The following is a 24,909-nucleotide window of genomic DNA, read 5'->3' on the forward strand; positions in this document are numbered from 1 at the left end:
TACTGAATTACTCAGCAGCAACAACTTGTACGTTCACAGTAGCGAAAACTTCTGAGTGAAGTTGAACGCTGATCTCGAACTCACCAGTGTTACGTAGAGCACCTTCAGGAAGGCGAACTTCGCTCTTAGCAACTTCAACGCCTGCAGCTGTGATAGCGTCAGCGATGTCACGAGTACCGATAGAACCGAATAGTTTACCTTCGTCACCAGCTTTAGAAGCGATAACAACTGCTTCTAGAGCGTTAACTTTCTCAGCACGTGCTTCAGCAGCTGTTAGTTGCTCAGCAACTTTAGCTTCTAGTTCAGCGCGACGAGCTTCGAACATTTCAACGTTGCCTTTAGTTGCCATAACTGCTTTACCTTGAGGGATAAGGAAGTTACGAGCGTAGCCAGACTTAACGTTTACTGTATCGCCAAGACCACCTAGGTTACCGATTTTATCAAGTAGAATAACTTGCATTGTTTAATCCTCTTTCTTAATAAAACGAACCGATTACTGATGCTTGTCAGTGTACGGTAGTAGAGCTAGGTAGCGAGAACGCTTGATAGCGCGAGCTAGTTGACGCTGGTACTTAGCGCTTGTACCAGTGATACGGCTAGGTACGATTTTACCAGCTTCAGTGATGTAGTTTTTAAGAGTTGCTACGTCTTTGTAATCAATCTCTTGTACGCCTTCTGCAGTGAAACGGCAGAATTTACGACGACGGAAGAAACGAGCCATGGGCTATCTCCTGATCTTAAATTTGAGTAATGTTGTCGGCGTGTAACACTAATTTCCCAACGCCATTTCGGCCGGTCTGATAAGCGACAAAACCGCCTACCTTAATGTTACTGCCTTGTACTAAATTCTGAGTTAATGCTTGTGACCCAAGCCCACTAACTACTACCGGCATTCGACAATAAACTTGTCGTGGTAGATTAGCTTCGATAACAGTAGAGCGATGCTCTAGCCAAAATCGACAGTGTTCAATGCCACCAGGGCTTTTACTACGAATGGGCGGCTTGGCAATGGTGCCACTCAGCTCCATTCGATTGGTCATAAGAAATATTACTCAGCAGCTGCTTCTGGCTTAGCTTCAGCACGCTCTTCGCGACGAGGAGCACGCTCTGCACGCTCTTCTTTCTGCTTAAGCATGATAGATTGCTCAGTGATAGCCGCTTTAGTACGCATGATCATGTTACGTAGAACTGCATCGTTGAAACGGAAAGCAGTTTCTAGTTCGTCGATCACTTCTTGGCCAGCTTCAACGTTCATTAGAACGTAGTGAGCTTTGTGAAGCTTGTTGATTGGGTAAGCCAGTTGACGACGGCCCCAGTCTTCTAGACGGTGGATTTTACCGCCAGCTTCAGTGATTGAACCAGTGTAACGCTCGATCATGCCAGCAACTTGCTCGCTTTGATCAGGGTGCACCATGAATACGATTTCGTAATGACGCATTGGTTGCTCCTTACGGATTATTAGCTTCCACGATTGGCTCGGTCGTCCAGAGGAAGCAAGGAACTAAAGAAAAATGACCGAGAATTAAGGAAGACGGATAGTACAGAAAGGAAGCAAAATAGGCAAGTGATTATTTACGTCGCGCTGGCGATATTTTCTTCGCTCTGGTCCTAGCTACGACAAAGGCTGCCAACAAGGTGGCAGCCTTTTAAGATTAGGGCTTCAATGCTTATTTTGCTTTTGCTAGCTCGTCACGCATTTGGTCGATCACTTGCTTGTAATCTGGGTGACCGAAAATCGCCGAACCCGCAACAAACATGTCTGCACCCGCTTCTGCGATTTCACGAATATTATCCACTTTCACACCACCATCAATCTCTAGGCGGATGTCACGCCCAGACTCGTCGATCATCTTACGTACTGCGCGCAGTTTATCTAGCGTGTGAGGGATAAATGATTGACCACCAAAGCCAGGGTTAACTGACATTAGAAGAATTAGGTCAACTTTATCCATGATGAATTCAAGGTGCGACAACGGCGTTGCTGGGTTAAGTACCACACCCGCCTTACAGCCGTGCTCTTTAATCAACTGTAGTGTACGGTCAACGTGCTCTGACGCTTCCACATGGAAAGTAATCATCGATGCACCCGCTTTTGCGAAGTCAGGGATGATGCGGTCTACAGGTTTCACCATTAGGTGAACATCGATTGGAGCGGTAATGCCGTAGTCACGAAGCGCTTTACAGATTGGCGCACCAAAAGTCAGGTTTGGTACGTAGTGGTTATCCATCACATCGAAATGCACCACATCCGCACCCGCTGCGAGTACTTTTTCTACGTCTTCACCTAGACGAGCAAAATCAGCCGATAAAATGGATGGAGCAATAAGAAAATCTTTCATACCTGACCTCAATAGTGGCGAGCAAACAACAAACAATGTTGCGCGCAATTCTACCGAAGCCAGTCAGGATATCCACTATTTAGACACAATAGTGTGAGAATTATGAGTCTGAATTATCCGTGTCGGAAGCACGGAAGAGAGCAAGCAGTTCATCTACTTTATTACGTCCGCTACCATTGCGACTGATGGTTCGCTTCACTTTGACCACATTCAATTCTGCACCGTGATATAGACGACGCGTCAATGTGGTGTCGTGATTTGAAATCAGAACGGGAATGCCGCGTTCGGTCGCTGCTTTCTCCGCGATGTCAGCCAGTGCCGCTTGGTCATCAAGCGTGAAGCCGTTACCTGCGTAAGAAGTAAAGTTAGCCGTATTCGACAGTGGCGCATACGGAGGATCACAGTAGACCACACTTCCCTTGCGCGCTCGACGGAAAGTCTCTGGGTAGCCTTCACATACGAAGGTCGCCTTCTTCGCTTTCTCAGCAAAGAATTCCAATTCAGCTTCTGGGAAGTAAGGCTTTTTATATGAACCAAACGGTACGTTGAAACCGCCCTTCTTGTTATAACGACACAAGCCATTAAAACCGAAACGGTTCATATATAAGAACGCCAATGAGCGGTACATCACGTCGTCAGTTTTATTAAACTCAGCGCGAATGCTCAAATAAGCTTCTTTGCGGTTATTCTCTGCAACAAACCAACGCTTCGCTTCGGAGATGTAATCCTCAGGGCGCTCTTTCAGTAGGTTGTAGAGATTAATCAGGTCGGGGTTGATGTCCGCCAGCAAGTAGTGGTCATAGTCGGTGTTAAGAAATACCGAGCCAGCACCAACAAAAGGTTCAACTAGCTTTCGAGCCGGTGGCAAATGACGTTGGATGTCTTCAACCAGACCGTATTTTCCTCCTGCCCACTTAAGAAAGGCTCGTTGCTTTTTCATCTACTGCTCTATCTATCGACCAAAAATTAAGGCTGCGGAATGTAACATATTTTTCAACGAAGCTCAGGATTATTTCACGCGATCAATTTCACGATGTACCTGACCCAAGGATTTTGCCCAAGGACTCACCGATTTAAGCGCATCTGGCAGGCTCTCTACCGCGTCTCGAGCGAGCTGGATAGTCGGGTAATCTTGGTATGTGATGATGTACCATTCTGTTCCACTGCGCACGGTCGGGTAAATTCTTACTTTTCCGTTCAGGTCGTACTCGTCAAGGAAGGTTTGCACATCTTCCATTGCCGTCATCGCCCCTAATTGCAATGTATAAGCGCGTGGTGATAACGCTTTTAGCTCTTCACGAGCAAAAGAGAACTTCACGATAGGCTTCGTTGAATTTGCTTGTGTTGCCTTAGGTTGTTCACCTGTTTGCACGACGTTAATCAATGAAGAGTTCGAACTGCTCTGTGCTTGAGGCACTGATTCTTCCACAACTTGTTTGATTTCATCGGTATTGGCTTCTTCAGGTTTGCCTTCAAGTAAGGCGTCCACCACATCCGACTCGATCACAACGCGCTGCTGTTTATCTTCAGTACCAACACTTGCTACTTCCTCTGTCACTGCCGGCGGCAATGAATCTGAATCGTCCGTCGCGCCAGCAAGTTCCGTCGTATCTGACGCGTCACTGATCGTGGAATCCGCACCGCTGGTTTGAACTTCGGGCTCGGTTAGGGTTGGGATGACAGTTTGCTCAATCGTACCGGTGATTTGCTGCGCTTTGTCGTCTGGGCTTGGCTGATTGTACATCCACCAATAACCACCAGCGACCAACAATAACAGCACCAAAACAACTAATGCGATATTAAGGGGTGAGCCTACAATTGAGCGGATAATGATCCTTTTTTCCACTTTCATCTCTCCTAACGCCATGATGTCTCCCGGAATCGGGTCGACTTTCTTAAATGCATCTCGAACGCGTTTTTCAGACTCATCGTCAACATATCGAATCACCAAAGATTCAAAGAAACGACGCGCTTCGACTTCTGACAACATCTCAATATCAAGCTCAACCGGCTTGATCTCTTGCCCGTAACTAATACGCGACAATACCGATTCCAAACGCCCACTTTGAGTGAACAGCAAGATGTTGATTTTCCATTTTGGATTCGCTTGTGCAGCTAGCACTAACATCCATAATTCTGAAACTAGGGTTTCACTCAGCAAATGAGCGTCATCAACCACAATGGCAATGTCACACACTTCATCACCCAAGATACGCTCTAAGCTATCAAGCAATGTATCTTGTTGATTGAATAAGGCATCGGAAACTATCTGGCTCAAGATGAGCATACGACGTTGCACATCATCTTGATTGGAATGACAAAGTAACAAACATTGGTTTTTGTTACTTGCACCGAGTTCAAGGTATCGCTGTGCCAACCAAGATTTTCCATATCCGGATTGACCATTCACGGCGATCAAATTAGAACCAAAATTGGTTAATAAGCTTAATCTGTCTAGTAACTCGGTTTGTGAATCCAATTCAAGAACGTGAGCAAAACTCATCTAAATAACCTTAATACACTACAAGAATGACGCCCTAAGGCGCCATTACAAGGTTAAATGTCACGACCAAAGTCGATAGCTTGTTTGATGATATCTTGCGGTGTATCCGCAATGACTTCGGCGCTACCAATTCCGGTAGGCAATACTAAGCGCAGCTGACCAGACAAGACTTTCTTATCACGCATCATGTGCGTCATAAAGTCATCAAAACTCATCGACTCTGGCGTATGCACTGGCAGTTTAGCGCGGCGCATAATAGCAATAATGCGATCCAGTTGCTCTTGCAAAATCAATCCGCGTAAGTGCGAAGCTTTCGCCGCCATCACTGTACCAGATGACACCGCTTCACCGTGAAGCCAATTGCCATAACCTAGCTCAGCCTCAATCGCATGACCGAAGGTATGACCAAGATTCAACAGCGCTCGTATGCCTGACTCTTTTTCATCAAGAGCCACAACTTCTGCTTTGATTTCACAGCAACGTGCGATGGCATAAGTCAGTGCTTCTTCATCCAGTGCGTACAGTCGGTCGAGATTCTCTTCCAACCAATCAAAGAAATCCGCATCGTAAATAATGCCGTATTTGATGACTTCGGCAATGCCCGCTGCGAACTCGCGCTCAGGAAGCGTTGATAAGCAGTTGGTATCAATGATAACGGCTTTAGGTTGGTAGAAAGCACCAATCATGTTTTTGCCTAGTGGGTGGTTAACTGCGGTTTTACCACCAACAGATGAATCCACTTGAGACAACAATGTGGTTGGGATCTGGATGAAATCCACACCACGTTGGTAACATGCAGACGCAAACCCAACGAGATCGCCAATAACACCGCCACCTAACGCAATAATCACTACATCACGTGCGTAGCTTCCTTCTAGCAGGAAGTTCATGACTTGATTAAACGTGTCTAGGCTTTTGTATTGCTCACCATCAGGCAATTCAAGTAATGAGGCATCACAACCGAGCTGTTCAAGCTGACCAAGAATTTTTTCCGCATACAGTGGAGCAACCGTGACATTACTGATCACGACAACTTTCTGATTTGCGTTTTTGTTTGAAAGAATTTGAGAAAGGTACGCCGGGTCTTCAAATAACCCGGCGCCAATTGAGATTGGGTAGCTACGCTCTGCTAGATTGACCGTAATCCGTTCCATCGGTGTGCTCCAATTTGAAAAAGATAAATGCTTATCTCTCTTCTAGCATTTTTACGATCTGGTTGGCTACCACTTTTGCACTCTGATCGTCAGTACGAACCGTGTAATCCGCTACTTCTTCGTATAGAGGGTTACGTTCGCCTGCCAAACTTTCCAATACTTCACGAGGGTTGTCAGTTTGAAGTAGAGGACGCTTCTTGTCGCGGTTAGTGCGAGCAAGTTGCTTTTCAATAGTCGTTTCTAGGTAAACAACAACACCACGTGCAGAAAGGCGATTGCGGTTTTCTTTGCTCTTCACAGAACCACCGCCGGTTGCTAGCACGATGCCTTGCTCTTGAGTCAGGTCTTCAAGTACTGCTTCTTCGCGTTTGCGGAAGCCGTCTTCACCTTCTACATCAAAAACCCAAGAGATGTCTGCACCAGTGCGTTCTTCAATCACTGTATCAGAGTCCACGAACTCCATATGCAGCTGCTGTGCTAGATGTCTACCAATTGTACTTTTGCCGGCGCCCATTGGGCCAACAAGGAAAATATTACGTTTCTCAGCCATATTTAGCGGTAATTTACAACGTTAATTCAATAAGATCGCCACAAGAAAACACAGCCAAACTGCTGTTTCACAAGGCTTGTGGCACCAATTCCTCACAGATAATTCGTGATAAGACCCGAAATTATCCAAGCATGGTGCCACTAATGCAACTTTATTTTTGATCTAATCGATTTTTTACTCACTGAGCGCCTACTGAATCACAACTTTAGGCGTGACAAAAATCAACAGTTCACTTTTGCCGACATTTTCATAACTTCGACGAAAAAGTGCCCCTAACAGCGGTAAATCACCTAATAAAGGCACCTTATCGACGGAGTTTGTGATGCTATGTTGAAAAATACCACCCAACACAACCGTTTCACCGTTATTGACTAAAACTTGTGTGCCAATGCGTTGAGTATCGATCGCGACCGCTTCACCTGTGCCTGTTTTTACAACTTGACCCGGTCTGTCTTGCGTAACACTCAAATCCAACACTAAACGATTGTCAGGAGTAATTTGTGGGGTCACTTTTAAGCTCAATACGGCTTTTTTAAACGTGACAGACGTTGCGCCACTGGAAGAAGACTCAAGGTACGGGATTTCGGTACCTTGCTCGATATAAGCAGGCTTCTTGTTAGTGGTAATCAATCGCGGGCTCGAAATGATCTCTGCTTTGGACTCTTGTTGCAGCGCAGAAAGCTCTAAATCAAGCAGTGTGTCTGAGCCTAACTTCGCAACTTGGAAAGCAAGACTGGTCGCATTCGGGCTGGTTGCAGCCAAGTTCACGTTTAGGAAGTCATCAATACCAACACTGCTGCCACCATCTTCACCTTCGCTATCACCGCCGCCATCGTAAAGGCCGATTGTCGCAAGGTTATTCTCAATCGAACCACCGACAGTGTGACTGCCGTTGATAGAGGTAAAGCCCCAGCGCACACCAAGTTCGTCCATATTACCTTCATTGATGGTGACGATTCGCGCTTCAATCTGAACTTGTTTGACCGGAATATCCAAAGACTCAATGATCTCTCGGATAACCTCAATGTTCTCTGGTAGCTCTCTAATTAATAGTGAGTTTGTCCGCTCATCAATGGTCATGCTGCCACGCTCTGAGAGCATACTGATATTACCCTCGCCATTAATCATCTCGGCAATATCCGACGCTTTAGCGAAGTTAACTTTGATGATCTCAGAAGAAAGCTCACCCATCTCCTGCTCAAGTTTCTGTTTTTCTAATTGTTGCTTTTCACGCAGATCCAGTTCGTCTTTCGGCGCCACTAAAATCACGTTGCCATCTACACGCTTATCCAAGCCTTTTACTTGAAGAATGATATCGAGCACTTGCTGCCAAGGCACACCATCAAGACGCAAAGTTAAGTTGCCTTCAACGGAGTCGGATACCACTAAGTTAAATTGGTTGTAGTCGGCGATGAGTTGCAATACGTTTCGCACAGGAATGTCTTGGAAGTTAATTGAAATCAGCTTCCCTTCTTTTTCTAGAATGCTCTTATCCGGTGCTTTTTCGTTGGCTTTTATCTTACCAACTTTGATCTCTAGGTAACGCCCAGTCAGACGGTAATCGTGAGTGTATTCCTCATCAATATAAGCAACTAAACGTGTGGTTGAGGTCTCTCGGAATATTTCAATACTCTCGACGACCGTAGAAAAGTCTTTTACATCCAGAAGGTAAAGCTGGTCGTCTTTTACAGATGTATTGAGTAAGTCGATACTCAAGCCTTCCTGTACGCGCTTGATATCAACGATTGCTGCAGGAGAAGCAAGTTCTACAACAATCACGGCATCTTTGTCTTTGTTTGTGCGAAAGTCGATGGTCTTTAGCGAGTTAGACTTTACTTCCTGTGCTGCTACAAAAGGGGCTAAAAGTAAAAAGAACCACAAAGAGAAGATCCCTGCTAGCTTCCTTGGTGTCAGTGTTAATCCTTGTCTCATTTTCATCATTACTCAATATCAAAAATAAATGCTGCTATGCCTATCTCAAAGCCAACTTAACTTTGCGCTTTTGCCAACACCCTAAACCGTCGGGTAAGGTTTCATTAATTAATAAATAGTTGTGGGATACGTGGGTCACCTTGCCATTGTTACGACCAAGGTACTGACCCGGCTTCACCTTATAAACGGTGCCATTTGGTGCTTGGACCAAACCAGAAACATTGCTCCCCATCCCCATAACACCTTTTAAGCGCAGTTTATTGAGAGGAAAGCGTTCTAACTTGCCTACCCGCTTTCTTGATGGCGGTTGCCAACAATCTTGTCTGGCTAAAGGTTGAGTGGCGATGGTGGCTTCTTTAGGAAGCTCGAAAGGCGCACGTAGAATCTCGGGCTTATAACCGATGACAACATAGTCTTCAGCGGGCTGTAATTTGGCGACGTCACGGCGCGCTTGGTTTTCTACGCCGCGAATAAAGTCTGTCAGTGATTCATCGTTGGCTTGGCAACCCGCTAGCACCCCTGCAATACAAACCATCAGCAAAGATTTATTTCGCATCTTTCTTTTCCTCTGGTTTGAACTGGTAGGTATTCGCTTTTACACGGAAGTGCAAAGTTTCACTTTCTTGACTCACTCGTTGCCAAGTCACGTCTTTAAACGTGATGATGCGAGGCAATGTGGCGATGGCTTGAGAGAAACGGCCGATATCATGAAAGTCTCCAGTGAGTTCAATATTCAGCGGCAGACGATAAAGAAAGTGCTCTGACTGTTTCTCCCCCCAGTCAATGCGGGTAAATGTCAGTTTGTTATCGATGCCCAGTTCATTCACCGAAGCCAGCATGGTAGCCAGCTCTTTTTGTGCAGGCAGCTGTTGCAGTAGCAGTTCGTAGCGTGTGGTGAGCTCATCGAGTTGTGATTGCAATTGAGGCAAAGCCGCCACTTTATTGGCCTTGATTCTCAGCGCAACTTTTAAGGTTTGCTCTTCTTGAATCAAATTGTCCAAACGCGCTTGCTCTGGCTTTAAATAGAACCAGTAACCGAAACCTTGAATCAACAACACGAGCATTAAGAGAACCACTAACTGCGGCACCAATGGCCATTCAGCGATTTCATCCATTTCAAGGTCTTGCCAATTAACCATGCTGTTTACCTCCTTCTTTTATAGAGGCACCTTTAAACATGAAGGAGACTTTGAACGTCTGAAACTCTTTACCGAAACGGGCTTTACCATGGACAATGGAGTGCATCTCGACGTCTAACAATTTTGCCGAACGCTCCATGTTGTCGAGCATTGTCGCGAGACGCGGCGTACTATCTGAAATTCCTGAGATCTCGATTTCGTAGTCATTCATCTTAATCTTGTCGACATACACGCCTTCAGGGATCACTGATGGCATCAAGTTCATGAACTCAGTGGTTTTATTGCGGCCGTTTTGTAATCCTTCAACGATCTTTAAGCGTTCTAAGATCTTGCCGTGCTCTTGCTCAGCAATCTTCATTGCTTCAATTCGCTTATCAAGCTGAGATATATAGTGAGCTAAATAGTCTAGGCGCTGTTGTTGCTGGTCTTGTTGGTATTGGTAGTACTTACCGATCCCCCACTGCACGCCCAGCGCAGCAATCGCACCAAGAACAATCAAACCAATAAAACGTCGACGATGTTCTTCACGTTGATTTTCGCGCCAAGCGAGGAGGTTAATGTGATGCAGCATCGTCACCTCCCAACCACTGAATACCGCGTACCGCTAAACCTGCAGCTGCCGTGAAGTGCTGCCAATCTGCAGCTCGACGTTTACGTTTAGAGACTTTCATTTCAAACAAACTAAGAGGATTGAGCAGTTCACACTCCAGCGCCAATTGACTTGATAGCTCCTCAGCTAACATTGGCGTAGCCGCCCCCTCACCGGAAAGCCAAATGCCTTTGATATCTTGGCTACCATTGAACGAGGTATAGAGCTGCATCTGACGCTTAACTCGTTCAACCATTTGTCGATTGAACTCTTCAGTTGCGGTTTGAATATCGTCACTGAGTGGATCGTGTTGAGACAAGTCGTTTGTTGTGCGAGTACCGCAAGGAAACTCTTTATGGAATAGCTCACCTTGCTCGGTAAACATAGTGAAAGAGCTGCTCATCGCACCAATATCCAACAAGCAATGCTTATTCTTTTCTGGAAAACGTTCTGCGGTTAGCTTCCATATATGACCAAGACTTTGTGAGTGCACATCCACCAGCACGGTTTTTAGGCCAGACTTTGTTAATGTCTCCACTCGGCTTTCCACCACCTCTCTGCGTGTTGCAAACACTTGGTAGCTCTCTGTGCCGCCCATCTGCTCATCCGTATCCACCTTTACAAAATCGAGGCTGAGCTCTTCAACCGGAAAGGGAGACTGATGCGCAAAGGCTTGCATCACCGCAAATTCCTTTTCGCTTTCTTCTAGGTTCTGCTCTATTTGTAGCTTTTTGCTGATCACGGCATTGTCTGGAACCGAAATTGCGACCTTTCTAGCTCGAATTGGGAGCTCTTTTCTCATCTCTTTAAGGGTCTTTACAATTTCTTGATGATTTATGGTGTTATTTTCAGCGACAATACGTTCCTTAAGTATTATTTCTTTGTAACCCAATAAAGCGTAACTGTTGCCATTGGGTTTAAGTACCACGGCTTTGAGGCTGTTATGGCCAATATCTATGCCCGTAACTAATAGCTTATCCATCTCTACTCTCGCTCCGAAATTCCTGCGTGTGGTTGTAAATAGCACCCAGAGAATTTTCTTCGTGCAAAGGTTGTTATTAGCATCCAAATAAGAGTTAATATCTCTTATGTGCTAAATTTTTGACCTAAGAGTACAAGGGTTTGCCGTTACACAGCCTCAACCAATCAGGGATTCTCCGGTGAAGTTCATAAAGCGTTTATTATTTTTAACATTGATTTGCATAATTCTTGGAGTCACCACAATTTTTGGCTTCTATCAATACGTGAAGCCTGAATTGCCAGATGTTGCAACTCTAAAAGATGTTGAATTACAAACACCTATGCAGGTATTTAGTCAAGACGGGAAACTGATCGCACAGTTTGGTGAGAAACGCCGAATTCCTGTTACCTACGACGAAATTCCACAAGATTTGATTCACGCGCTGATTGCGACCGAAGATAGCCGCTTTTACGAGCACCCTGGTATCGACCCAATCGGTATTACTCGTGCCGCTGTCGTCGTGGCTCTATCCGGTTCTGCTAAGCAAGGTGCGAGTACCATCACTCAGCAGCTAGCACGGAACTTCTTCCTCTCCAATGAGAAGAAGATCATGCGTAAAATCAAAGAGATCTTTATTGCGATCCACATTGAACAGCTTTTGACTAAGCAAGAGATCATGGAGCTTTACGTTAACAAGATCTTCCTTGGTTACCGCTCATACGGTTTCGGTGCGGCCGCTCAGGTTTACTTTGGTAAGAGCCTGAACGAACTGACGCTAAGTGAAATCGCAACGCTTGCTGGTATGCCAAAAGCACCATCAACCATGAACCCACTCTATTCACTAGAGCGTGCAACGAACCGTCGTAACGTCGTTCTGATGCGTATGCTTGATGAGAAATACATCACTCAAGAGCAATATGACGAAGCGCGTGCTGAGCCTATTGTTGCTCGTTACCACAGTGCTGAAATCGAGCTTTCTGCGCCATACGTGGCTGAGCTAGCACGTTCATGGGCAGTGAAAGAGTACGGTACAGAAAAAGCATACACCTCTGGCTTGAACATCTACATGACGGTAGATTCAAAGCTGCAAGACGCAGCAAACAAAGCAGCGATCAATAATATCCTTGCTTACGATGAGCGTCACGGTTACCGAGGTGCAGAAAAAGTACTTTGGAAAGAAGGTGAAAACGCTTGGGATACCGAGCAAATTGAAAAACACCTTAAGAAGCAGCCAACTTACGGCCAACTTTACCCAGCAGTCGTGACTAAAGTTGACGACAAAACAGCACAAGTTTGGGTGAAGAACAACGATGAGCAAACCATCGCTTGGACTGGCATGAACTGGGCTCGCAAATACCTAACGGATGAACGTCAAGGTGCGGTGCCTAAATCAGCAAAACAGATTTTAGAATCAGGCCAACAAGTATGGGTTCGTGAAATCAGCACAACCGATAAAGAAGGCAACACCGTTAACAGCTGGAAGCTAAGCCAAGTACCAAGTGCCAACACTGCATTTGTGGCAATGAACCCAGAAAACGGTGCAGTACTTTCTCTGGTTGGTGGTTTCAACTTCGTTCACAGCAAGTTTAACCGTGCGACCATGTCTGTACGTCAAGTAGGTTCAAGTATCAAACCTTTCATCTACTCAGCAGCACTAAACAAAGGTTTAACGCTTGCTTCGCTTGTTAACGATGCACCAATCAACAAGTGGGATGCTGGTTCTGGTTCAGCATGGCGTCCGAAGAACTCGCCACCGACTTACATCGGCCCTACCCGCCTACGTATCGGTCTTGCACAATCTAAGAACGTTATGGCGGTTCGTACGCTACGTGAAGTTGGCTTAGACGAAACCCGTGAATACCTAACTCGCTTTGGCTTTGATATTGACCAAGTGCCACGCTCAGAAACTATCGCGCTTGGTGCTGGTAGCTTAACGCCAATGAAAGTGGCGCAAGGCTACTCGGTGTTTGCGAATGGCGGTTACTATGTAGAACCGTTCTACATTGACCATGTTGAAGACTCGTTTGGTGAAGTGTTGTTTAAGGCCAACCCGAAAGTCATCTGCCAACAAGATTGCCCTCAAATGGAACAACATGTTCCTGCAGAAGATAAGTTTGCCGCTGAATTTGGCGAGCAAGACGTCGCGACAGAGAACATCGCTCCAGACAACGCACTTGAAAACGACACACCGCAATACGCGAAGCAAGTTATCTCAGCGCAAAACGCATTCCTGATGCGTGAAATGATGTACAGCAACATCTGGGGTGGCGGTAGCTGGCGTGATGGTACAGGCTGGAATGGTACTGGCTGGCGTGCACAAAAGCTTGAGCGTCGTGACATTGGTGGTAAAACCGGTACAACCAACGATTCGAAAGACACTTGGTACAACGGTTACGGCCCTGGCATCGTTGCGATTGCATGGGTTGGCTTCGATGATCACTCTCGTACGCTTGGTCGCACAACAGTGAACAGCAACCTAGGTAAAGGCCAGATCTCTGGCGCTGAATCTGGTGCTAAAACGGCTGAGCCTGCGTGGATTGACTTCATGCGCGTTGCTCTTGAAGGTACTCCGCAACAAGGCAAGAACATTCCAGGTGACATCGTACGTGTTCGTATCGACCGTGATAGCGGCCTACTGACACACAAAGTCGATGGTTCATCGATGTTTGAATACTTCGAGAAGGGAACTGAGCCTACGGAATACGTAGGTAACAGCCTTGAAGATAGCATCTACTCAGGTGGTGGCAGCGGTTCAGAAGAACTGTTCTAACCTCATCATTGAGAGACTAAAAAGGGAGCCATTGAGCTCCCTTTTGTTTATTTGGCTTTTAGGCTATCAAGCAGCGATAGAGTCTTCTCTCGCCTCAAGTACACCTTTGATCATTGCGGCCAATGTTTCAAAGCGAGTACGCAATGGTGAACCCGGACGATAAACCAGTACGATACTGCGAGAAGGCGTTGGGTTAATTGCAGGAACGTAACACACGCCGTCTTTTTTCTTCTCATGAGGTACGGACAACTGAGGTAACAAAGTAATACCCGCACCCGCTGCCACCATGTTGCGCAGCGTTTCTAAGCTCGTTGCTTTAAAACGTTCATCATCTTTCGCACCTGCCGCAAAACAGAATCCAAGTGCTTGGTCTCGTAAGCAGTGACCATCACCCAGAGCCAAAACTGTTCGGCCATTAAGATCCAACATATCGATATGATCTAGCCCAGCCCACTCATGGTCACAAGGAACCGCCACACTCAATGGTTCGTTATAGACTTCAATCTCCTTGAATGGAGCTGTCTCATCCACTGAAGCTAATACTAGGCAATCCAGCTTGCCCTCTTCTAACTGACGAACCAACTGATGGGTCTGCGCCTCATGTAAAAACAGTTCCAATTCAGGAAACTCTTCTTTTAGTCGAGGAACGATTTTAGGTAAGAGATAAGGACCAACAGTCGGAATAAAGCCGATGTGCATCGGGCCAGTCATAGCACCACTTTGACCACTCGCCATATCTTTAAAGGTTTTAACTTCACTTAAGATACGTTTTGCTTGCTCCACCAATTGCAAACCTGAATCGGTAAACAAAACACGACGACTGCTGCGCTCCAGCAATGCCGTACCTAATTCGTCTTCTAGTTTACGAATTTGGCCACTTAAAGTCGGTTGGCTGACAAAACAGGCTTCCGCTGCTTTTCGAAAATGCTTGTGCTCCGCAAGCGCCACCAAGTACTCAAAATCTCGGATATTCATAACGTACGATTCGCTTCTTGTTTGGCGATAGAAATAATCTATCAAAACCATAGCATTAAACGATTAGAGCTATCAAAGTTTTTTTTCAATAATGAGCTCAACAAAACGAAACTGAGCGCCAAATAACGCTAAGCTCGAAAACGAATTATTTCATAAATTTAAAAAGGAAATCATCATGTTTGCATCAAAAGAAGGTCAAGCTGTACCACAAGTTACTTTTCCGACTCGTAAAGGTGACGCATGGGTGAACGTAACCACGGAAGAACTGTTTAAAGACAGAACGGTTATCGTATTCAGCTTACCAGGTGCGTTTACTCCGACGTGTTCATCAAGCCACCTACCGCGTTACAACGAATTGTTCTCCGTATTTAAAGAACACGGTGTGGATGAAATTCTATGTGTATCAGTCAACGATACGTTTGTAATGAACGCATGGAAAGCTGACCAAGAAGCAGAAAACATTACCTTTATCCCAGATGGTAACGGTGAGTTCACAGACGGAATGGGTATGCTTGTAGACAAAAACGACATCGGCTTTGGTAAGCGTTCATGGCGTTACAGCATGCTAGTGAAAAACGGCGTGGTTGAGAAAATGTTCATCGAACCAAATGAACCAGGCGACCCGTTCAAAGTTTCAGATGCAGACACAATGATGAACTACGTAGCACCTGAGTACAAAACTCAAGAATCGATCACTGTGTTCACCAAACCAGGTTGTCCTTTCTGCATGAAGGCGAAACAAAATCTGATTGACCACGGTCTTCAATATGAAGAAGTGATTCTGGGTAAAGACGCAACAACAGTAAGTCTACGTGCAATCTCTGGTCGCACAACGGTACCTCAAGTATTTATCGGTGGTAAACACATCGGCGGTAGCGAAGAGCTAGAAGCGTACCTAGGTTAATAGTTTGCCTAATGGGCTTGGGTTGGCAATCTCGCTGTCCAGAACTCAGCCCTAGGTCTCCCGGAGCAGCCCTCGCCCGGGAGACCATCCCCCTTAATCACTTCCTATGCTTAGTCTTGATAACTGGTCGTCTTCACCGTTCGACCAGTTATCAAGATTAATGAACTCAAATTCACTCATCCAAACTTAGTCAGTTCAACTATGTTTGGGAAAAACGAGAATCCATTATGAAACAGTTAAATGTCGACGTAGCAATTATTGGTGGTGGTACAGCAGGTCTTGGCGCATACCGCGCAGCAAAAGCACACACAGGCAGTGTTGTGATGATTGAAGGTGGCCCTTACGGCACGACATGTGCTCGTGTCGGATGCATGCCATCGAAGCTATTAATCGCCGCAGCAGAAAGCGTACACCAAATCGAGAAAGCACCGGGCTTTGGGGTACACCCACAAGGCGAGATTTACATTAACGGTCGTGAAGTAATGGATCGAGTAAAGCGTGAACGTGACCGCTTTGTAGGCTTTGTATTGGAAGGCGTCGATGAGATTCCTGCTGAAGATAAAGTGTCGGGTTACGCTAAGTTTACCAACGACAACACATTAATCGTTGATGACCACACTCAAATCACCGCTAAGCGTATTGTGATCGCAACAGGTTCTCGTCCTGCTTACCCTGCGGTATGGAATGAACTCGGCGACCGCTTAGTGATTAACGATGATGTGTTCGATTGGGATGACTTGCCAGAATCTGTTGCCGTATTTGGCCCTGGTGTGATTGGTCTTGAATTGGGTCAAGCGTTACACCGTTTAGGTGTAAATGTGAAGCTATTTGGTCTTGGTGGTCAAGTAGGGCCATTGACCGATCCTGAAGTGATGGCGTACGCCGATAAAGCCTTCAAAGAAGAGTTTTACCTTGATGCCGATGTAAAAGTTGAAAGCATGAAGCGCATTACTTCGCCAGAAAATGACGGCGAAGATAAAGTCGAAATCCAATTCATCAACCACGATGGTGAACTAGAAACCTTTATTGTCGATTACGTATTGGCAGCAACCGGTCGTCGCCCGAATGTGGATAAACTCGCGATTGAAAACACCAATGTGGCACTAGATGAGCGCGGCGTACCAACGGCGGATCACTATACATTGCAAACTTCGGTAGAGAGCATCTTCATCGCAGGTGATGCAAGTAACCAAATTCCACTGCTTCATGAAGCGGCAGACCAAGGTCGTATTGCCGGTGACAACGCTGGTCGTTTCCCTGATATTCGTGCAGGTCTACGTCGCTCACCAATCTCTGCTGTGTTCTCAGACCCACAGATTGCGATGGTAGGCGAAACCTATAAGCAGTTGGAAGCTCGTCTAGGTACCTGCGGCTGCTTTGCAACTGGTCAAGTATCGTTTGAAAATCAAGGGCGTTCACGCGTGATGCTTCGAAACAAAGGCATTCTGCATGTCTACGGTGAACAGGGTACAGGTCGCTTCTTGGGTGCAGAAATGATGGGGCCAAACGCCGAGCACTTAGCCCACCTACTTGCTTGGGCGCATCAGAATAAAATGACGGTTTCTGACATGTTGGATATGCCGTTTTATCACCCTGTTATTGAAGAAGGCGTTCGTACTGCGCTACGTGACCTGAATGCGAAACTTCACTTAGGTCCAGAGACGATTAAGCACTGCCTAGATTGCGGGCCTGGTTGCTAATACTCACTCTCTTTAGCTCTCACAAAAAACAAAAGCCTCGTCATAGACGAGGCTTTCTCATTCCAACTCTATCAGTTCAAAACTGAGCAAAGTGGTTGTTTAAGCAGTCATCATTGCGTAACGGCTAACAAGCACAATGGCAGTAAAACCAATTGTGAAGAAACCACCAGCAAGGCCTAGTGCTACTTTAAGTTCTGTCGACATTATAATTTTTCCTATTGTCAGGCTGACAGCGCACCATACACCAATTACGTGCTACACATTTTTAACCAAGTTAATTTTCCATTTTTGGTTCGATAGACACGACATAGAATCCTGACAAAGAGAAACTCAAACATGAGTTAGCCGTTATAATCAGGGACAAATAGATAGTGTGGATAGAACAATGGCTTGTCGAAGTTGCCAAGAGCACTGGTTTTGGAAAAAGATCGGACGTTGCCAACGATGCATGGATCAACTGACGGTACTTTCTGTTTTGTGTTGGATCGTGTGGTGGTTTGCGTTTAAAGATGATCCGCAAAGTATTGAATCGATCGCACTGATCTTTGCCGGATTTGCATTTAACGGCTTACTGTTTTTGCACCTATGGATGCGCTTTGTGGTTTTGCCGTGGCAACGCCGTCGTGGAAAAGAAAGTAAGGATGATCATCACTCAGATGACAGATAGAAAAAAGCCCCAAAACCAATACCGGTCTTGGGGCTCTCTTAGATTCTTCTAAGAAAAAGCAGTGGTACTTTAATAGACCGGGCTTCCTCTCAAAGGTTCCAAGTTTTTTTCCAATTTTTTTAGTATTTTCTTAAATACTAATAGAATCATCAACCTAGGCTACGTTACTTTTCTGGATCAATTGTTCGAACAAGTTGATCTCTAGTGCAACTTCATCACACGCATGCTGACGCGGACACTGATCGCAATCTTTCAGGACTTTCTCAGGCAACAATGACTTCGACGTTGGCAAGAAGCTCTGCTTCATAAAGAATTCTGGCGTACGTGTCAGCACAAAGACTTTCTTGATGGCCATTTGGCGCGCTTTCTCAACTAGATAGTTCACAATCGCACTGCCCTGCCCTTGGCCTTGCCAACCGGCTTCAATACCGAGAGAGCGAATCTCTGCCAACCCTGAGTCATAGACATACAAAGATGCACATCCGGTTACTTCTCCGTGGTGCTCGGCAACCGCGAAGGAGCCAATATCACGTACCAACTCATTGCGTGAGCGTGGTAAGTTTTCACCCATGTTTGCCCAGTATGCCACCATGCCTTCTAACGTTTCGATGTCCGTTAAGCGAGCAGGGCGAACGTTGACTGCTGATGTATCGCGTTGAGACAGACGCTTGTCTGCTTGGTCAACAGCGTAAGCCACTTGTTGAGGAGACACACCACCTAGTGCACAACGTTTCTCAAGACACGAGTCGATGGTTAAGATGTCATACACATCCGCTTCAATCACTTCAGAGAAAGCTTTCAGCTCATCAATCGACAGCTCTTCTAGTGCACATCCTTTGGCAATCGCACCAACGACGGCAACGCCAACGATATGGTGCGCTTCACGGAATGGGATGCCTTTCGCTACTAGGTAATCAGCCAGTTCGGTAGAGTTTGCGTAACCTTGCTTCGCGGCTTCTAACGTACGCTCACCATTAACCTTGATGCCGTCAAAACACAGTGCAGCCATTTCCATGCAGTCGTTCCATGTATCAAGTGCATCGAACAGGCCTTCTTTGTCTTCCTGCATGTCTTTGTTGTAAGCCAGTGGCAGCGCTTTCACTGTCATCATCATGCCAGCAAGTGCACCATATACACGGCCTGTCTTACCACGAATAAGCTCGAGTGCATCTGGGTTTTTCTTTTGCGGCATCAGAGAAGAACCTGACGTCACGGTATCGGCTAATTCAATAAAGTTAGATTCACCCGAGTTGTAGAAGATCATATCTTCCGCCAAACGAGACAGGTGCAACATCGAGATAGACGCCACAGACATCAACTCCATCACGTGGTCACGGTCAGAAACCGAGTCCAACGAGTTACGCGTTGCACGATGGAAACCAAGGTTATGAGCCAGCTCTTCACGATCGATGGGATAAGCGGTACCAGCAAGCGCCCCCGATCCAAGTGGACAAGTATCTAAACGCTTAAGGGCATCACTCAAACGTGAGTAATCACGCTCAAACATTTCCACATAAGCCAAACACCAGTGCGCAAACGTCACAGGTTGAGCACGTTGCAAGTGAGTGTAACCCGGAAGAACGGTACCTTGATGTTGCTTGGCAACGCCAACCATCTGAGTTTGCAGGCGATCAAGCGCAATTAACAATTGCTGACCTTGCTGGCGACACCAAAGTTTAAGGTCGGTTGCCACTTGGTCATTACGAGAACGGCCCGTGTGTAGCTTTTTACCTAGGTCACCGACCTTGTTGATCAGTTGTTGCTCGACCCAAGAGTGGATATCTTCCGCGTCTGAGCGCAAGATTTGATGTGGGTCTTCCATCACTTCCAGTTTGAGCTCATTCAGTGCCAGCTCAAGCTTTTGTTGTTCTTCTGCAGATAACACGTCAACAGAAAGCAATGCTTTAGACCACGCAATTGAGCCTACGATGTCTTGCTCAGCCAATCGGTAATCGAAACGCAATGAATCGTTGAAGTCTTTAAATCTGGTGTCTGCCGCTTGGGTAAATCTTCCGCCCCATAATGCCATTGCGTCTCTCCTGATGACTATTGCTTACGCTAACGTGTTCTTCATTAAGTGTTGACCAAATCGGTGGTCATTTGCTCACTTTTTCTTATGTTTCAACGTTACGATAATCACGGATAAAAATAAAGTAGAAATTCAATATTTCTACATATTTATTCATGATTATTTTATCTTTATGCCAATGAGGTCAGCAAAAACGAAAAAGACCTGCCAATAGTGGCAGGTCTCTTATCTTATAAGGCGTTAAATTGGCTTATTTTTTCTGGCTGTTCAACGCACGAATACGGCTTGATAGCGAGTAAAGGCGGATAAAGCCTTCAGCATGGCTTTGGTCATAAACTTCATCTTCACCAAAAGTAGCAAACTCTTCAGAGTACAAACTGTTATCCGAACGTTTTTGCGTTACCGTTGCGTGGCCTTTGTAAAGCTTCACAACCACTTCGCCATTCACATCTTGCGCGAGCTCTTCAGAAGCCGCAAGGATAGACTTACATAGCGGCGTGAACCAACGACCATCGTACACAAGATGAGATGCTTTCAGGCCAAGCTCCTCGCGGAATTCAAATGACGCTTTGTCCAGCACCAGTTGCTCTACGGCACGCAGCGCTTCCATCATGATGGTGCCACCCGGAGTTTCGTAGCAACCACGAGACTTCATACCCACTAGACGGTTTTCGACAATATCAATACGACCAACACCGTGCTTCGCACCTTTTTCGTTTAGGTAAACCAACGCGTTGTATGGTGTCATCGCTTCACCATCTACCTCAACAACTTCACCTTTCGCTACTTTCAGCGTCACGGTTTCAGCTTCATTTGGTGCTTGCTCTGGGTCTACCGTCCAAGCCCAGCAATCTTCATTTGGCGCATTCCATGTATCTTCTAGAACGCCACCTTCAGTAGAAATGTGCCATGCGTTCGCATCACGCGAGTAAATCTTAGTAAGAGAAGCCGTACAAGGGATATTGCGCTCTGCTAGGTAATCCAGACATTCTTCACGGCTCACTAGATCCCACTCACGCCAAGGCGCAATAACATGCAGATCTGGTGCTAGCGCTGCAAATGCACCTTCAAAACGTACTTGGTCGTTGCCTTTACCTGTACAGCCATGACACAGAGCGTCTGCGCCAACTTTACGTGCGACTTCAACCTGCGCTTTGGCAATGATTGGACGCGCCATTGACGTACCTAGTAGATATTTACCTTCGTAGTAAGCGCCCGTTTTTAGTGTCGGGTAAATGTAGTCTGCGACCATTTCTTCTTTCAGGTCAGCGATGTAGCACTCAGAAGCACCTGAAGCTTTTGCTTTCGCTTCAATACCTTCTAGCTCTTCGGCACCTTGACCAACATCGGCAACGAAAGCTACTACTTCACAGTCGTAATTCTCTTTTAGCCACGGGATGATTACAGAAGTATCTAGACCGCCTGAGTATGCGACTACCACTTTATTTACGTTCACTTTGCTCATGTTTTTTCTCCAAACTTAACTGGCGCTGCTCTCGGCGGTCAGTGCCAACCACTTCCTAATGTTGAATTCTTTAACTGTTTTGCTTCTGCTTTATTGCGGCAGAAACTGCGTTCCAATACTGTCACCCGCAAATAGCTGGGTCAGTTTCTCTGGGTAACGCCATGTCGCGACTTCGATAGGACGACCAAGATCGTTGGCGGCCTCCAAAGCGGCTTTAACTTTGACGATCATGCCATCGGTGATCACTTGCCCTTTGATCAATGCATCGGCTTCTTGCTCAGATAGCGTTTTGATCAAATGTCCTTTGCCATCGAGTACACCGCTCACATCGGACAGAAGCACTAACTCCGCATCCAATGCACCGGCCACGGCAACCGCAGCTTGGTCAGCATTCACATTCATCATCTGACCTTTTTCTGTCAGACCAATTGAACTGATGATCGGCAGTGCACCTGCGTTTAGCACCGCTTGTAAAAGGGTTGAATCACCTGGTGATGCTTTGCCTACAGCGCCTAGCCCTGGGTCCAGCTCTTCAACATGACATAGCCCACCATCAGCGAGACTAAGACCTACAGCGTTTAGACCATCCGCAATCGCTTGACCTTGAAGCAATTTGTTTGCTGTCCCCGCAAGCGCACCTGCAATCACAGGAATTTGCTCATAAGGCGTTACGCGAAGACCGTTTTTCTTTACGGTTTCAAGCTGAAGCTTGGCCATCAACTCATCAACTAGGTAGCCACCGCCATGAACGATGGCGATTTGTCGCTGTGCCGATTTTTGGTAAGCCGCAATGGCGCCAAACAGTTGGCTTAAGGTTTGAGTGCAAGATAGAGCTGCACCACCGAGCTTAATGACTAAAGGAGCTTGATTGGTTTGCGTCATCGCATTTCCCTCTTTCAACGACTACAGCAACGCTGTCAGTTCTGGGTAACCGTAATGAATGTTGAGACATTGCACCGCTTGACTCGATGCACCTTTAAGTAGGTTGTCGATCGCCGAAATCACAATGATGTGTTCGCCATGTACCTTCCAGCCGATATCACAGAAAGGGGTATTTTCGACATCCTGAATACGTGGAATACCATCACCTTTAAGACGAACCGCAGGCTTGCCTTGGTAAGCTTGTTCAAACGCTTTCGCCACCTGTGCTTCCGTCACGCCTTGCGCCAACTTCATCGTGATAGTGGCAAGAATGCCGCGCTTAAAGTTGCCTAGGTGTGGAGTAAAAATCACATCGCAACCCAAATGCTGAGCAATCTCTGGTTGGTGACGATGGTTAAAGACACCGTAAGGTTGCAAGCTCACTTCGCAGAAGCTGTTAACCATGGAAGCTTTACGCCCTGCACCTGATACACCGCTAGTTGCGTTAATCACAGGCCATTGGTTGGTATCCAGTAATGCGTGTTCTAATAAAGGTTTGATTGCAAGCTGTGAAGCGGTCGGGTAGCAACCTGCCACTGCAATCAAAGGAGTGGTTTTTATTGATTCTTGGTTCCACTCCGCTAAGCCGTATGCTGCTTTATCTAGCCAGTTGTTATATTGATGTTCGAAGCCATAGAAGGTGTTGTAGAAGCCTTCGCTTTTCACACGGAATGCACCGGATAAATCGAATACCTGACAGCCCGCCTCTAAGAAAATTGGGGCTAAGTCGTGGCTCACTTCATGTGCTGTAGCCAGAAAGACCACATCTGACGCTTGAGCAACCTGCTCAGGGTCAGTCAGTGGCGAAACTGGCATATCAATCACACCCGCTAACTTGCCGTGCAATTGAGCAATATTCTTTCCTGCATCTACGCTATTGGCGGAAACGTATAAACCTGATAGCTTGAGTTCAGGGTGTTTGTTGACCATTAAAGCCAACTCTGCGCCGGTGTAGCCGCTGGCTCCGATAATCGTGGTTTTTAGCATTACATGACATCCATATACTTAAGGCTCAAAGTGATTATTCATATTTAATTTTTGCTTTATTTTGATTTTTTATTCAATAAATATGATTTAATATGTGTTTTACATTTTTGTGCTCTGTCTGTCAACAGGAGAATTGAAGAATCCATGCAATTACCAAGTTTTCTAGAGGTCTATGAAGGACTGATCAGTACCTCTTCGATAAGCTCAACCGATCCAAGTTGGGATCAAGGCAATGCCAAAGTGATCGAGAAGCTGGCATCTTGGTTTAAAGATCTTGGCTTTAGTGTTGAAGTGATCGAAGTGGAACCAGGCAAACACAATATGATCGCACGTATGGGTGACGGTGAAGGCGGCTTACTTCTCGCAGGCCACAGTGATACCGTGCCATTTGATGAAGGGCGCTGGAGTTTTGATCCACATAAGCTGACCGAGAAAGACAACCGCTTTTACGGTTTAGGTACGGCGGATATGAAAGGCTTCTTTGCCTTTATTTATGAAGCGGTAAAGAAAGTCGACTGGAGTAAGCAGACCAAGCCGCTTTATGTGTTGGCGACCTGTGATGAAGAAACTACTATGCTAGGTGCGCGTCATTTCACTGAGAACGCGCCTTTTAAACCGGATTACTGCATCATTGGTGAACCTACTAGCCTAGTGCCTATTCGTGGTCACAAAGGACATGTGGCAAATGCTATTCGCGTAACGGGGAAATCTGGTCACTCATCGGATCCTGCACTTGGTATCAACGCCATTGAAATCATGCATGAGGTCATGTTTGCCATGATGCAACTGCGTGACAAGCTAGTGAAAGAATACCACCATCCGGGTTTTGCCATTCCGAGTCCTACCCTAAACCTTGGTCATATTCATGGCGGTGACAGTGCAAACCGTATTTGCGGCTGCTGTGAACTACATTATGACGTGCGTCCTCTTCCTGGTATTAGCCTTGATGGTTTAGAGAACATGCTGCGCGGAGCCTTGAAAGAAGTAGAAGCGAAATGGCCAGGGCGATTAGAAATTATTCCCCTGCACGAGCCAATTCCGGGTTACGAATGTCAACACGACCACCCATTTATCGGTGGTGTTGAAGAGATCTGCCAAACCAGTTCAGAAACCGTTAACTACTGTACTGAAGCACCATTTCTTCAACAGTTGTGCCCTACCTTAGTTCTTGGTCCTGGCTCTATTGACCAAGCCCACCAACCAGATGAATTCCTCTCTTTCGACTTTATTGACCCAACTATCGATGTGCTGTCACGTGCGATGGTGAAATATTGTTGTTAGTCGCATTCTGTACTTTCCTGACAATGCAGCTCGATTGGGCTGC

The 24,909-nt window shown here is 46.2% G+C and carries 24 protein-coding genes; 5 read left to right on the forward strand and 19 right to left on the reverse strand.

Annotated features, from left to right (window positions below):
- Window positions 1-7: 7 nt before the first annotated feature.
- The 14 genes from rplI to pilM all read right to left on the reverse strand — a co-directional run bounded on the left by rplI (window position 8) and on the right by pilM (window position 11,188).
- Window positions 8-460, reverse strand: coding sequence for a 50S ribosomal protein L9 (rplI, locus tag KIT90_RS26995; protein ID WP_005438451.1), 453 nt, complete (start codon window positions 458-460; stop codon window positions 8-10).
- A gap of 33 nt (window positions 461-493) precedes the next feature.
- On the reverse strand, window positions 494-721 hold the full coding sequence (rpsR, locus tag KIT90_RS27000) for a 30S ribosomal protein S18 (RefSeq protein WP_000090472.1): 228 nt from the start codon (window positions 719-721) through the stop codon (window positions 494-496).
- Between the two features lie 16 nt (window positions 722-737).
- Complete coding sequence (gene priB, locus KIT90_RS27005; protein ID WP_005438449.1) at window positions 738-1,040, reverse strand: primosomal replication protein N; 303 nt, start codon at window positions 1,038-1,040, stop codon at window positions 738-740.
- An 8-nt stretch (window positions 1,041-1,048) separates the two neighbouring features.
- Entirely contained in the window at window positions 1,049-1,438 is a 390-nt protein-coding gene (gene rpsF, locus KIT90_RS27010; RefSeq protein WP_005438446.1) for a 30S ribosomal protein S6, read from the reverse strand.
- Between the two features lie 229 nt (window positions 1,439-1,667).
- The gene (rpe, locus tag KIT90_RS27015; RefSeq protein WP_005438444.1) at window positions 1,668-2,339 is read right to left on the reverse strand and encodes a ribulose-phosphate 3-epimerase; all 672 of its coding nucleotides are present in this window, start codon (window positions 2,337-2,339) and stop codon (window positions 1,668-1,670) included.
- Window positions 2,340-2,439: 100 nt separating this feature from the next.
- Window positions 2,440-3,279: a Dam family site-specific DNA-(adenine-N6)-methyltransferase gene (locus tag KIT90_RS27020; protein WP_020196767.1), complete on the reverse strand. Its 840-nt coding sequence runs from the start codon at window positions 3,277-3,279 to the stop codon at window positions 2,440-2,442.
- Window positions 3,280-3,348: 69 nt separating this feature from the next.
- Window positions 3,349-4,842, reverse strand: a complete 1,494-nt coding sequence (locus tag KIT90_RS27025) for an SPOR domain-containing protein (RefSeq protein WP_285379641.1) — start codon at window positions 4,840-4,842, stop codon at window positions 3,349-3,351.
- Between the two features lie 53 nt (window positions 4,843-4,895).
- Window positions 4,896-5,996 carry a 3-dehydroquinate synthase gene (aroB, locus tag KIT90_RS27030; protein WP_285379642.1) on the reverse strand — a complete coding sequence of 367 codons (1,101 nt, stop codon included), beginning with the start codon at window positions 5,994-5,996 and terminating at the stop codon, window positions 4,896-4,898.
- Window positions 5,997-6,027: 31 nt separating this feature from the next.
- Window positions 6,028-6,546: a shikimate kinase AroK gene (gene aroK, locus KIT90_RS27035; RefSeq protein WP_005438434.1), complete on the reverse strand. Its 519-nt coding sequence runs from the start codon at window positions 6,544-6,546 to the stop codon at window positions 6,028-6,030.
- 189 nt (window positions 6,547-6,735) lie between these two features.
- Window positions 6,736-8,484, reverse strand: coding sequence for a type IV pilus secretin PilQ (locus tag KIT90_RS27040; protein ID WP_285379659.1), 1,749 nt, complete (start codon window positions 8,482-8,484; stop codon window positions 6,736-6,738).
- Window positions 8,485-8,518: 34 nt separating this feature from the next.
- Complete coding sequence (locus KIT90_RS27045; protein WP_061010977.1) at window positions 8,519-9,034, reverse strand: pilus assembly protein PilP; 516 nt, start codon at window positions 9,032-9,034, stop codon at window positions 8,519-8,521.
- The gene (locus tag KIT90_RS27050) at window positions 9,024-9,617 is read right to left on the reverse strand and encodes a type 4a pilus biogenesis protein PilO (protein WP_009705519.1); all 594 of its coding nucleotides are present in this window, start codon (window positions 9,615-9,617) and stop codon (window positions 9,024-9,026) included. The genes KIT90_RS27045 and KIT90_RS27050 overlap by 11 nt, the downstream gene beginning before the upstream one ends.
- On the reverse strand, window positions 9,610-10,188 hold the full coding sequence (locus tag KIT90_RS27055; protein ID WP_005438427.1) for a PilN domain-containing protein: 579 nt from the start codon (window positions 10,186-10,188) through the stop codon (window positions 9,610-9,612). Before KIT90_RS27055 ends, KIT90_RS27050 begins: the two co-directional genes overlap by 8 nt.
- On the reverse strand, window positions 10,172-11,188 hold the full coding sequence (gene pilM / locus KIT90_RS27060) for a type IV pilus biogenesis protein PilM (RefSeq protein WP_045412016.1): 1,017 nt from the start codon (window positions 11,186-11,188) through the stop codon (window positions 10,172-10,174). Before pilM ends, KIT90_RS27055 begins: the two co-directional genes overlap by 17 nt.
- Before the next feature lie 178 nt (window positions 11,189-11,366).
- On the opposite strand from pilM, the gene KIT90_RS27065 reads away from it, so the two are divergent.
- Window positions 11,367-13,937 (forward strand): penicillin-binding protein 1A, encoded by a 2,571-nt coding sequence (locus KIT90_RS27065; protein WP_199483047.1) that lies wholly within the window; start codon window positions 11,367-11,369, stop codon window positions 13,935-13,937.
- Between the two features lie 66 nt (window positions 13,938-14,003).
- Here KIT90_RS27065 and oxyR read toward each other — a convergent pair whose 3' ends face one another.
- Window positions 14,004-14,912, reverse strand: a complete 909-nt coding sequence (oxyR, locus tag KIT90_RS27070; RefSeq protein ID WP_033005806.1) for a DNA-binding transcriptional regulator OxyR — start codon at window positions 14,910-14,912, stop codon at window positions 14,004-14,006.
- Between the two features lie 175 nt (window positions 14,913-15,087).
- Here oxyR and KIT90_RS27075 point away from each other — a divergent pair, with 175 nt between their 5' ends.
- The 3 genes from KIT90_RS27075 to KIT90_RS27085 all read left to right on the forward strand — a co-directional run bounded on the left by KIT90_RS27075 (window position 15,088) and on the right by KIT90_RS27085 (window position 18,183).
- Window positions 15,088-15,816, forward strand: coding sequence for a redoxin family protein (locus KIT90_RS27075; RefSeq protein WP_005438421.1), 729 nt, complete (start codon window positions 15,088-15,090; stop codon window positions 15,814-15,816).
- A 227-nt stretch (window positions 15,817-16,043) separates the two neighbouring features.
- Window positions 16,044-17,516: a dihydrolipoyl dehydrogenase gene (locus tag KIT90_RS27080; protein ID WP_285379646.1), complete on the forward strand. Its 1,473-nt coding sequence runs from the start codon at window positions 16,044-16,046 to the stop codon at window positions 17,514-17,516.
- A gap of 385 nt (window positions 17,517-17,901) precedes the next feature.
- Window positions 17,902-18,183 (forward strand): DUF3624 domain-containing protein, encoded by a 282-nt coding sequence (locus KIT90_RS27085; protein WP_027726698.1) that lies wholly within the window; start codon window positions 17,902-17,904, stop codon window positions 18,181-18,183.
- A 154-nt stretch (window positions 18,184-18,337) separates the two neighbouring features.
- Here the strand turns inward: KIT90_RS27085 and argH are convergent, their stop codons facing one another.
- The 4 genes from argH to argC form a co-directional block, all read right to left on the reverse strand.
- On the reverse strand, window positions 18,338-20,212 hold the full coding sequence (gene argH / locus KIT90_RS27090) for an argininosuccinate lyase (RefSeq protein WP_005438408.1): 1,875 nt from the start codon (window positions 20,210-20,212) through the stop codon (window positions 18,338-18,340).
- A 250-nt stretch (window positions 20,213-20,462) separates the two neighbouring features.
- Window positions 20,463-21,677 carry an argininosuccinate synthase gene (locus KIT90_RS27095; protein WP_009705512.1) on the reverse strand — a complete coding sequence of 405 codons (1,215 nt, stop codon included), beginning with the start codon at window positions 21,675-21,677 and terminating at the stop codon, window positions 20,463-20,465.
- Window positions 21,678-21,767: 90 nt separating this feature from the next.
- Window positions 21,768-22,559 carry an acetylglutamate kinase gene (gene argB, locus KIT90_RS27100; protein WP_285379649.1) on the reverse strand — a complete coding sequence of 264 codons (792 nt, stop codon included), beginning with the start codon at window positions 22,557-22,559 and terminating at the stop codon, window positions 21,768-21,770.
- 21 nt (window positions 22,560-22,580) lie between these two features.
- Window positions 22,581-23,585, reverse strand: a complete 1,005-nt coding sequence (gene argC / locus KIT90_RS27105; protein WP_285379651.1) for an N-acetyl-gamma-glutamyl-phosphate reductase — start codon at window positions 23,583-23,585, stop codon at window positions 22,581-22,583.
- 144 nt (window positions 23,586-23,729) lie between these two features.
- Here argC and argE point away from each other — a divergent pair, with 144 nt between their 5' ends.
- Window positions 23,730-24,866, forward strand: a complete 1,137-nt coding sequence (gene argE, locus KIT90_RS27110; RefSeq protein ID WP_122068738.1) for an acetylornithine deacetylase — start codon at window positions 23,730-23,732, stop codon at window positions 24,864-24,866.
- Window positions 24,867-24,909 lie beyond the last annotated feature (43 nt).

This window comes from Vibrio sp. B172a (assembly GCF_030248355.1).
In the GTDB taxonomy this organism is placed as follows: Bacteria; Pseudomonadota; Gammaproteobacteria; order Enterobacterales; family Vibrionaceae; genus Vibrio; species Vibrio owensii.

What these genes read in the sequence shown, in the direction of transcription:
- argE (WP_122068738.1), top strand. Translation starts at nt 23,730, where the DNA reads ATGCAATTACCAAGTTTTCTAGAGGTCTATGAAGGACTGATCAGTACC.
- KIT90_RS27095 (WP_009705512.1), bottom strand. Translation starts at nt 21,677, where the DNA reads ATGAGCAAAGTGAACGTAAATAAAGTGGTAGTCGCATACTCAGGCGGT.
- rpsR (WP_000090472.1), bottom strand. Translation starts at nt 721, where the DNA reads ATGGCTCGTTTCTTCCGTCGTCGTAAATTCTGCCGTTTCACTGCAGAA.
- KIT90_RS27040 (WP_285379659.1), bottom strand. Translation starts at nt 8,484, where the DNA reads ATGAAAATGAGACAAGGATTAACACTGACACCAAGGAAGCTAGCAGGG.
- argB (WP_285379649.1), bottom strand. Translation starts at nt 22,559, where the DNA reads ATGACGCAAACCAATCAAGCTCCTTTAGTCATTAAGCTCGGTGGTGCA.
- KIT90_RS27045 (WP_061010977.1), bottom strand. Translation starts at nt 9,034, where the DNA reads ATGCGAAATAAATCTTTGCTGATGGTTTGTATTGCAGGGGTGCTAGCG.
- KIT90_RS27025 (WP_285379641.1), bottom strand. Translation starts at nt 4,842, where the DNA reads ATGAGTTTTGCTCACGTTCTTGAATTGGATTCACAAACCGAGTTACTA.
- oxyR (WP_033005806.1), bottom strand. Translation starts at nt 14,912, where the DNA reads ATGAATATCCGAGATTTTGAGTACTTGGTGGCGCTTGCGGAGCACAAG.
- KIT90_RS27085 (WP_027726698.1), top strand. Translation starts at nt 17,902, where the DNA reads ATGGCTTGTCGAAGTTGCCAAGAGCACTGGTTTTGGAAAAAGATCGGA.
- KIT90_RS27050 (WP_009705519.1), bottom strand. Translation starts at nt 9,617, where the DNA reads ATGGTTAATTGGCAAGACCTTGAAATGGATGAAATCGCTGAATGGCCA.
- rpe (WP_005438444.1), bottom strand. Translation starts at nt 2,339, where the DNA reads ATGAAAGATTTTCTTATTGCTCCATCCATTTTATCGGCTGATTTTGCT.
- KIT90_RS27055 (WP_005438427.1), bottom strand. Translation starts at nt 10,188, where the DNA reads ATGCTGCATCACATTAACCTCCTCGCTTGGCGCGAAAATCAACGTGAA.
- rpsF (WP_005438446.1), bottom strand. Translation starts at nt 1,438, where the DNA reads ATGCGTCATTACGAAATCGTATTCATGGTGCACCCTGATCAAAGCGAG.
- aroK (WP_005438434.1), bottom strand. Translation starts at nt 6,546, where the DNA reads ATGGCTGAGAAACGTAATATTTTCCTTGTTGGCCCAATGGGCGCCGGC.
- aroB (WP_285379642.1), bottom strand. Translation starts at nt 5,996, where the DNA reads ATGGAACGGATTACGGTCAATCTAGCAGAGCGTAGCTACCCAATCTCA.
- rplI (WP_005438451.1), bottom strand. Translation starts at nt 460, where the DNA reads ATGCAAGTTATTCTACTTGATAAAATCGGTAACCTAGGTGGTCTTGGC.
- argH (WP_005438408.1), bottom strand. Translation starts at nt 20,212, where the DNA reads ATGGCATTATGGGGCGGAAGATTTACCCAAGCGGCAGACACCAGATTT.
- KIT90_RS27080 (WP_285379646.1), top strand. Translation starts at nt 16,044, where the DNA reads ATGAAACAGTTAAATGTCGACGTAGCAATTATTGGTGGTGGTACAGCA.
- KIT90_RS27020 (WP_020196767.1), bottom strand. Translation starts at nt 3,279, where the DNA reads ATGAAAAAGCAACGAGCCTTTCTTAAGTGGGCAGGAGGAAAATACGGT.
- argC (WP_285379651.1), bottom strand. Translation starts at nt 23,585, where the DNA reads ATGCTAAAAACCACGATTATCGGAGCCAGCGGCTACACCGGCGCAGAG.
- pilM (WP_045412016.1), bottom strand. Translation starts at nt 11,188, where the DNA reads ATGGATAAGCTATTAGTTACGGGCATAGATATTGGCCATAACAGCCTC.
- KIT90_RS27075 (WP_005438421.1), top strand. Translation starts at nt 15,088, where the DNA reads ATGTTTGCATCAAAAGAAGGTCAAGCTGTACCACAAGTTACTTTTCCG.
- priB (WP_005438449.1), bottom strand. Translation starts at nt 1,040, where the DNA reads ATGACCAATCGAATGGAGCTGAGTGGCACCATTGCCAAGCCGCCCATT.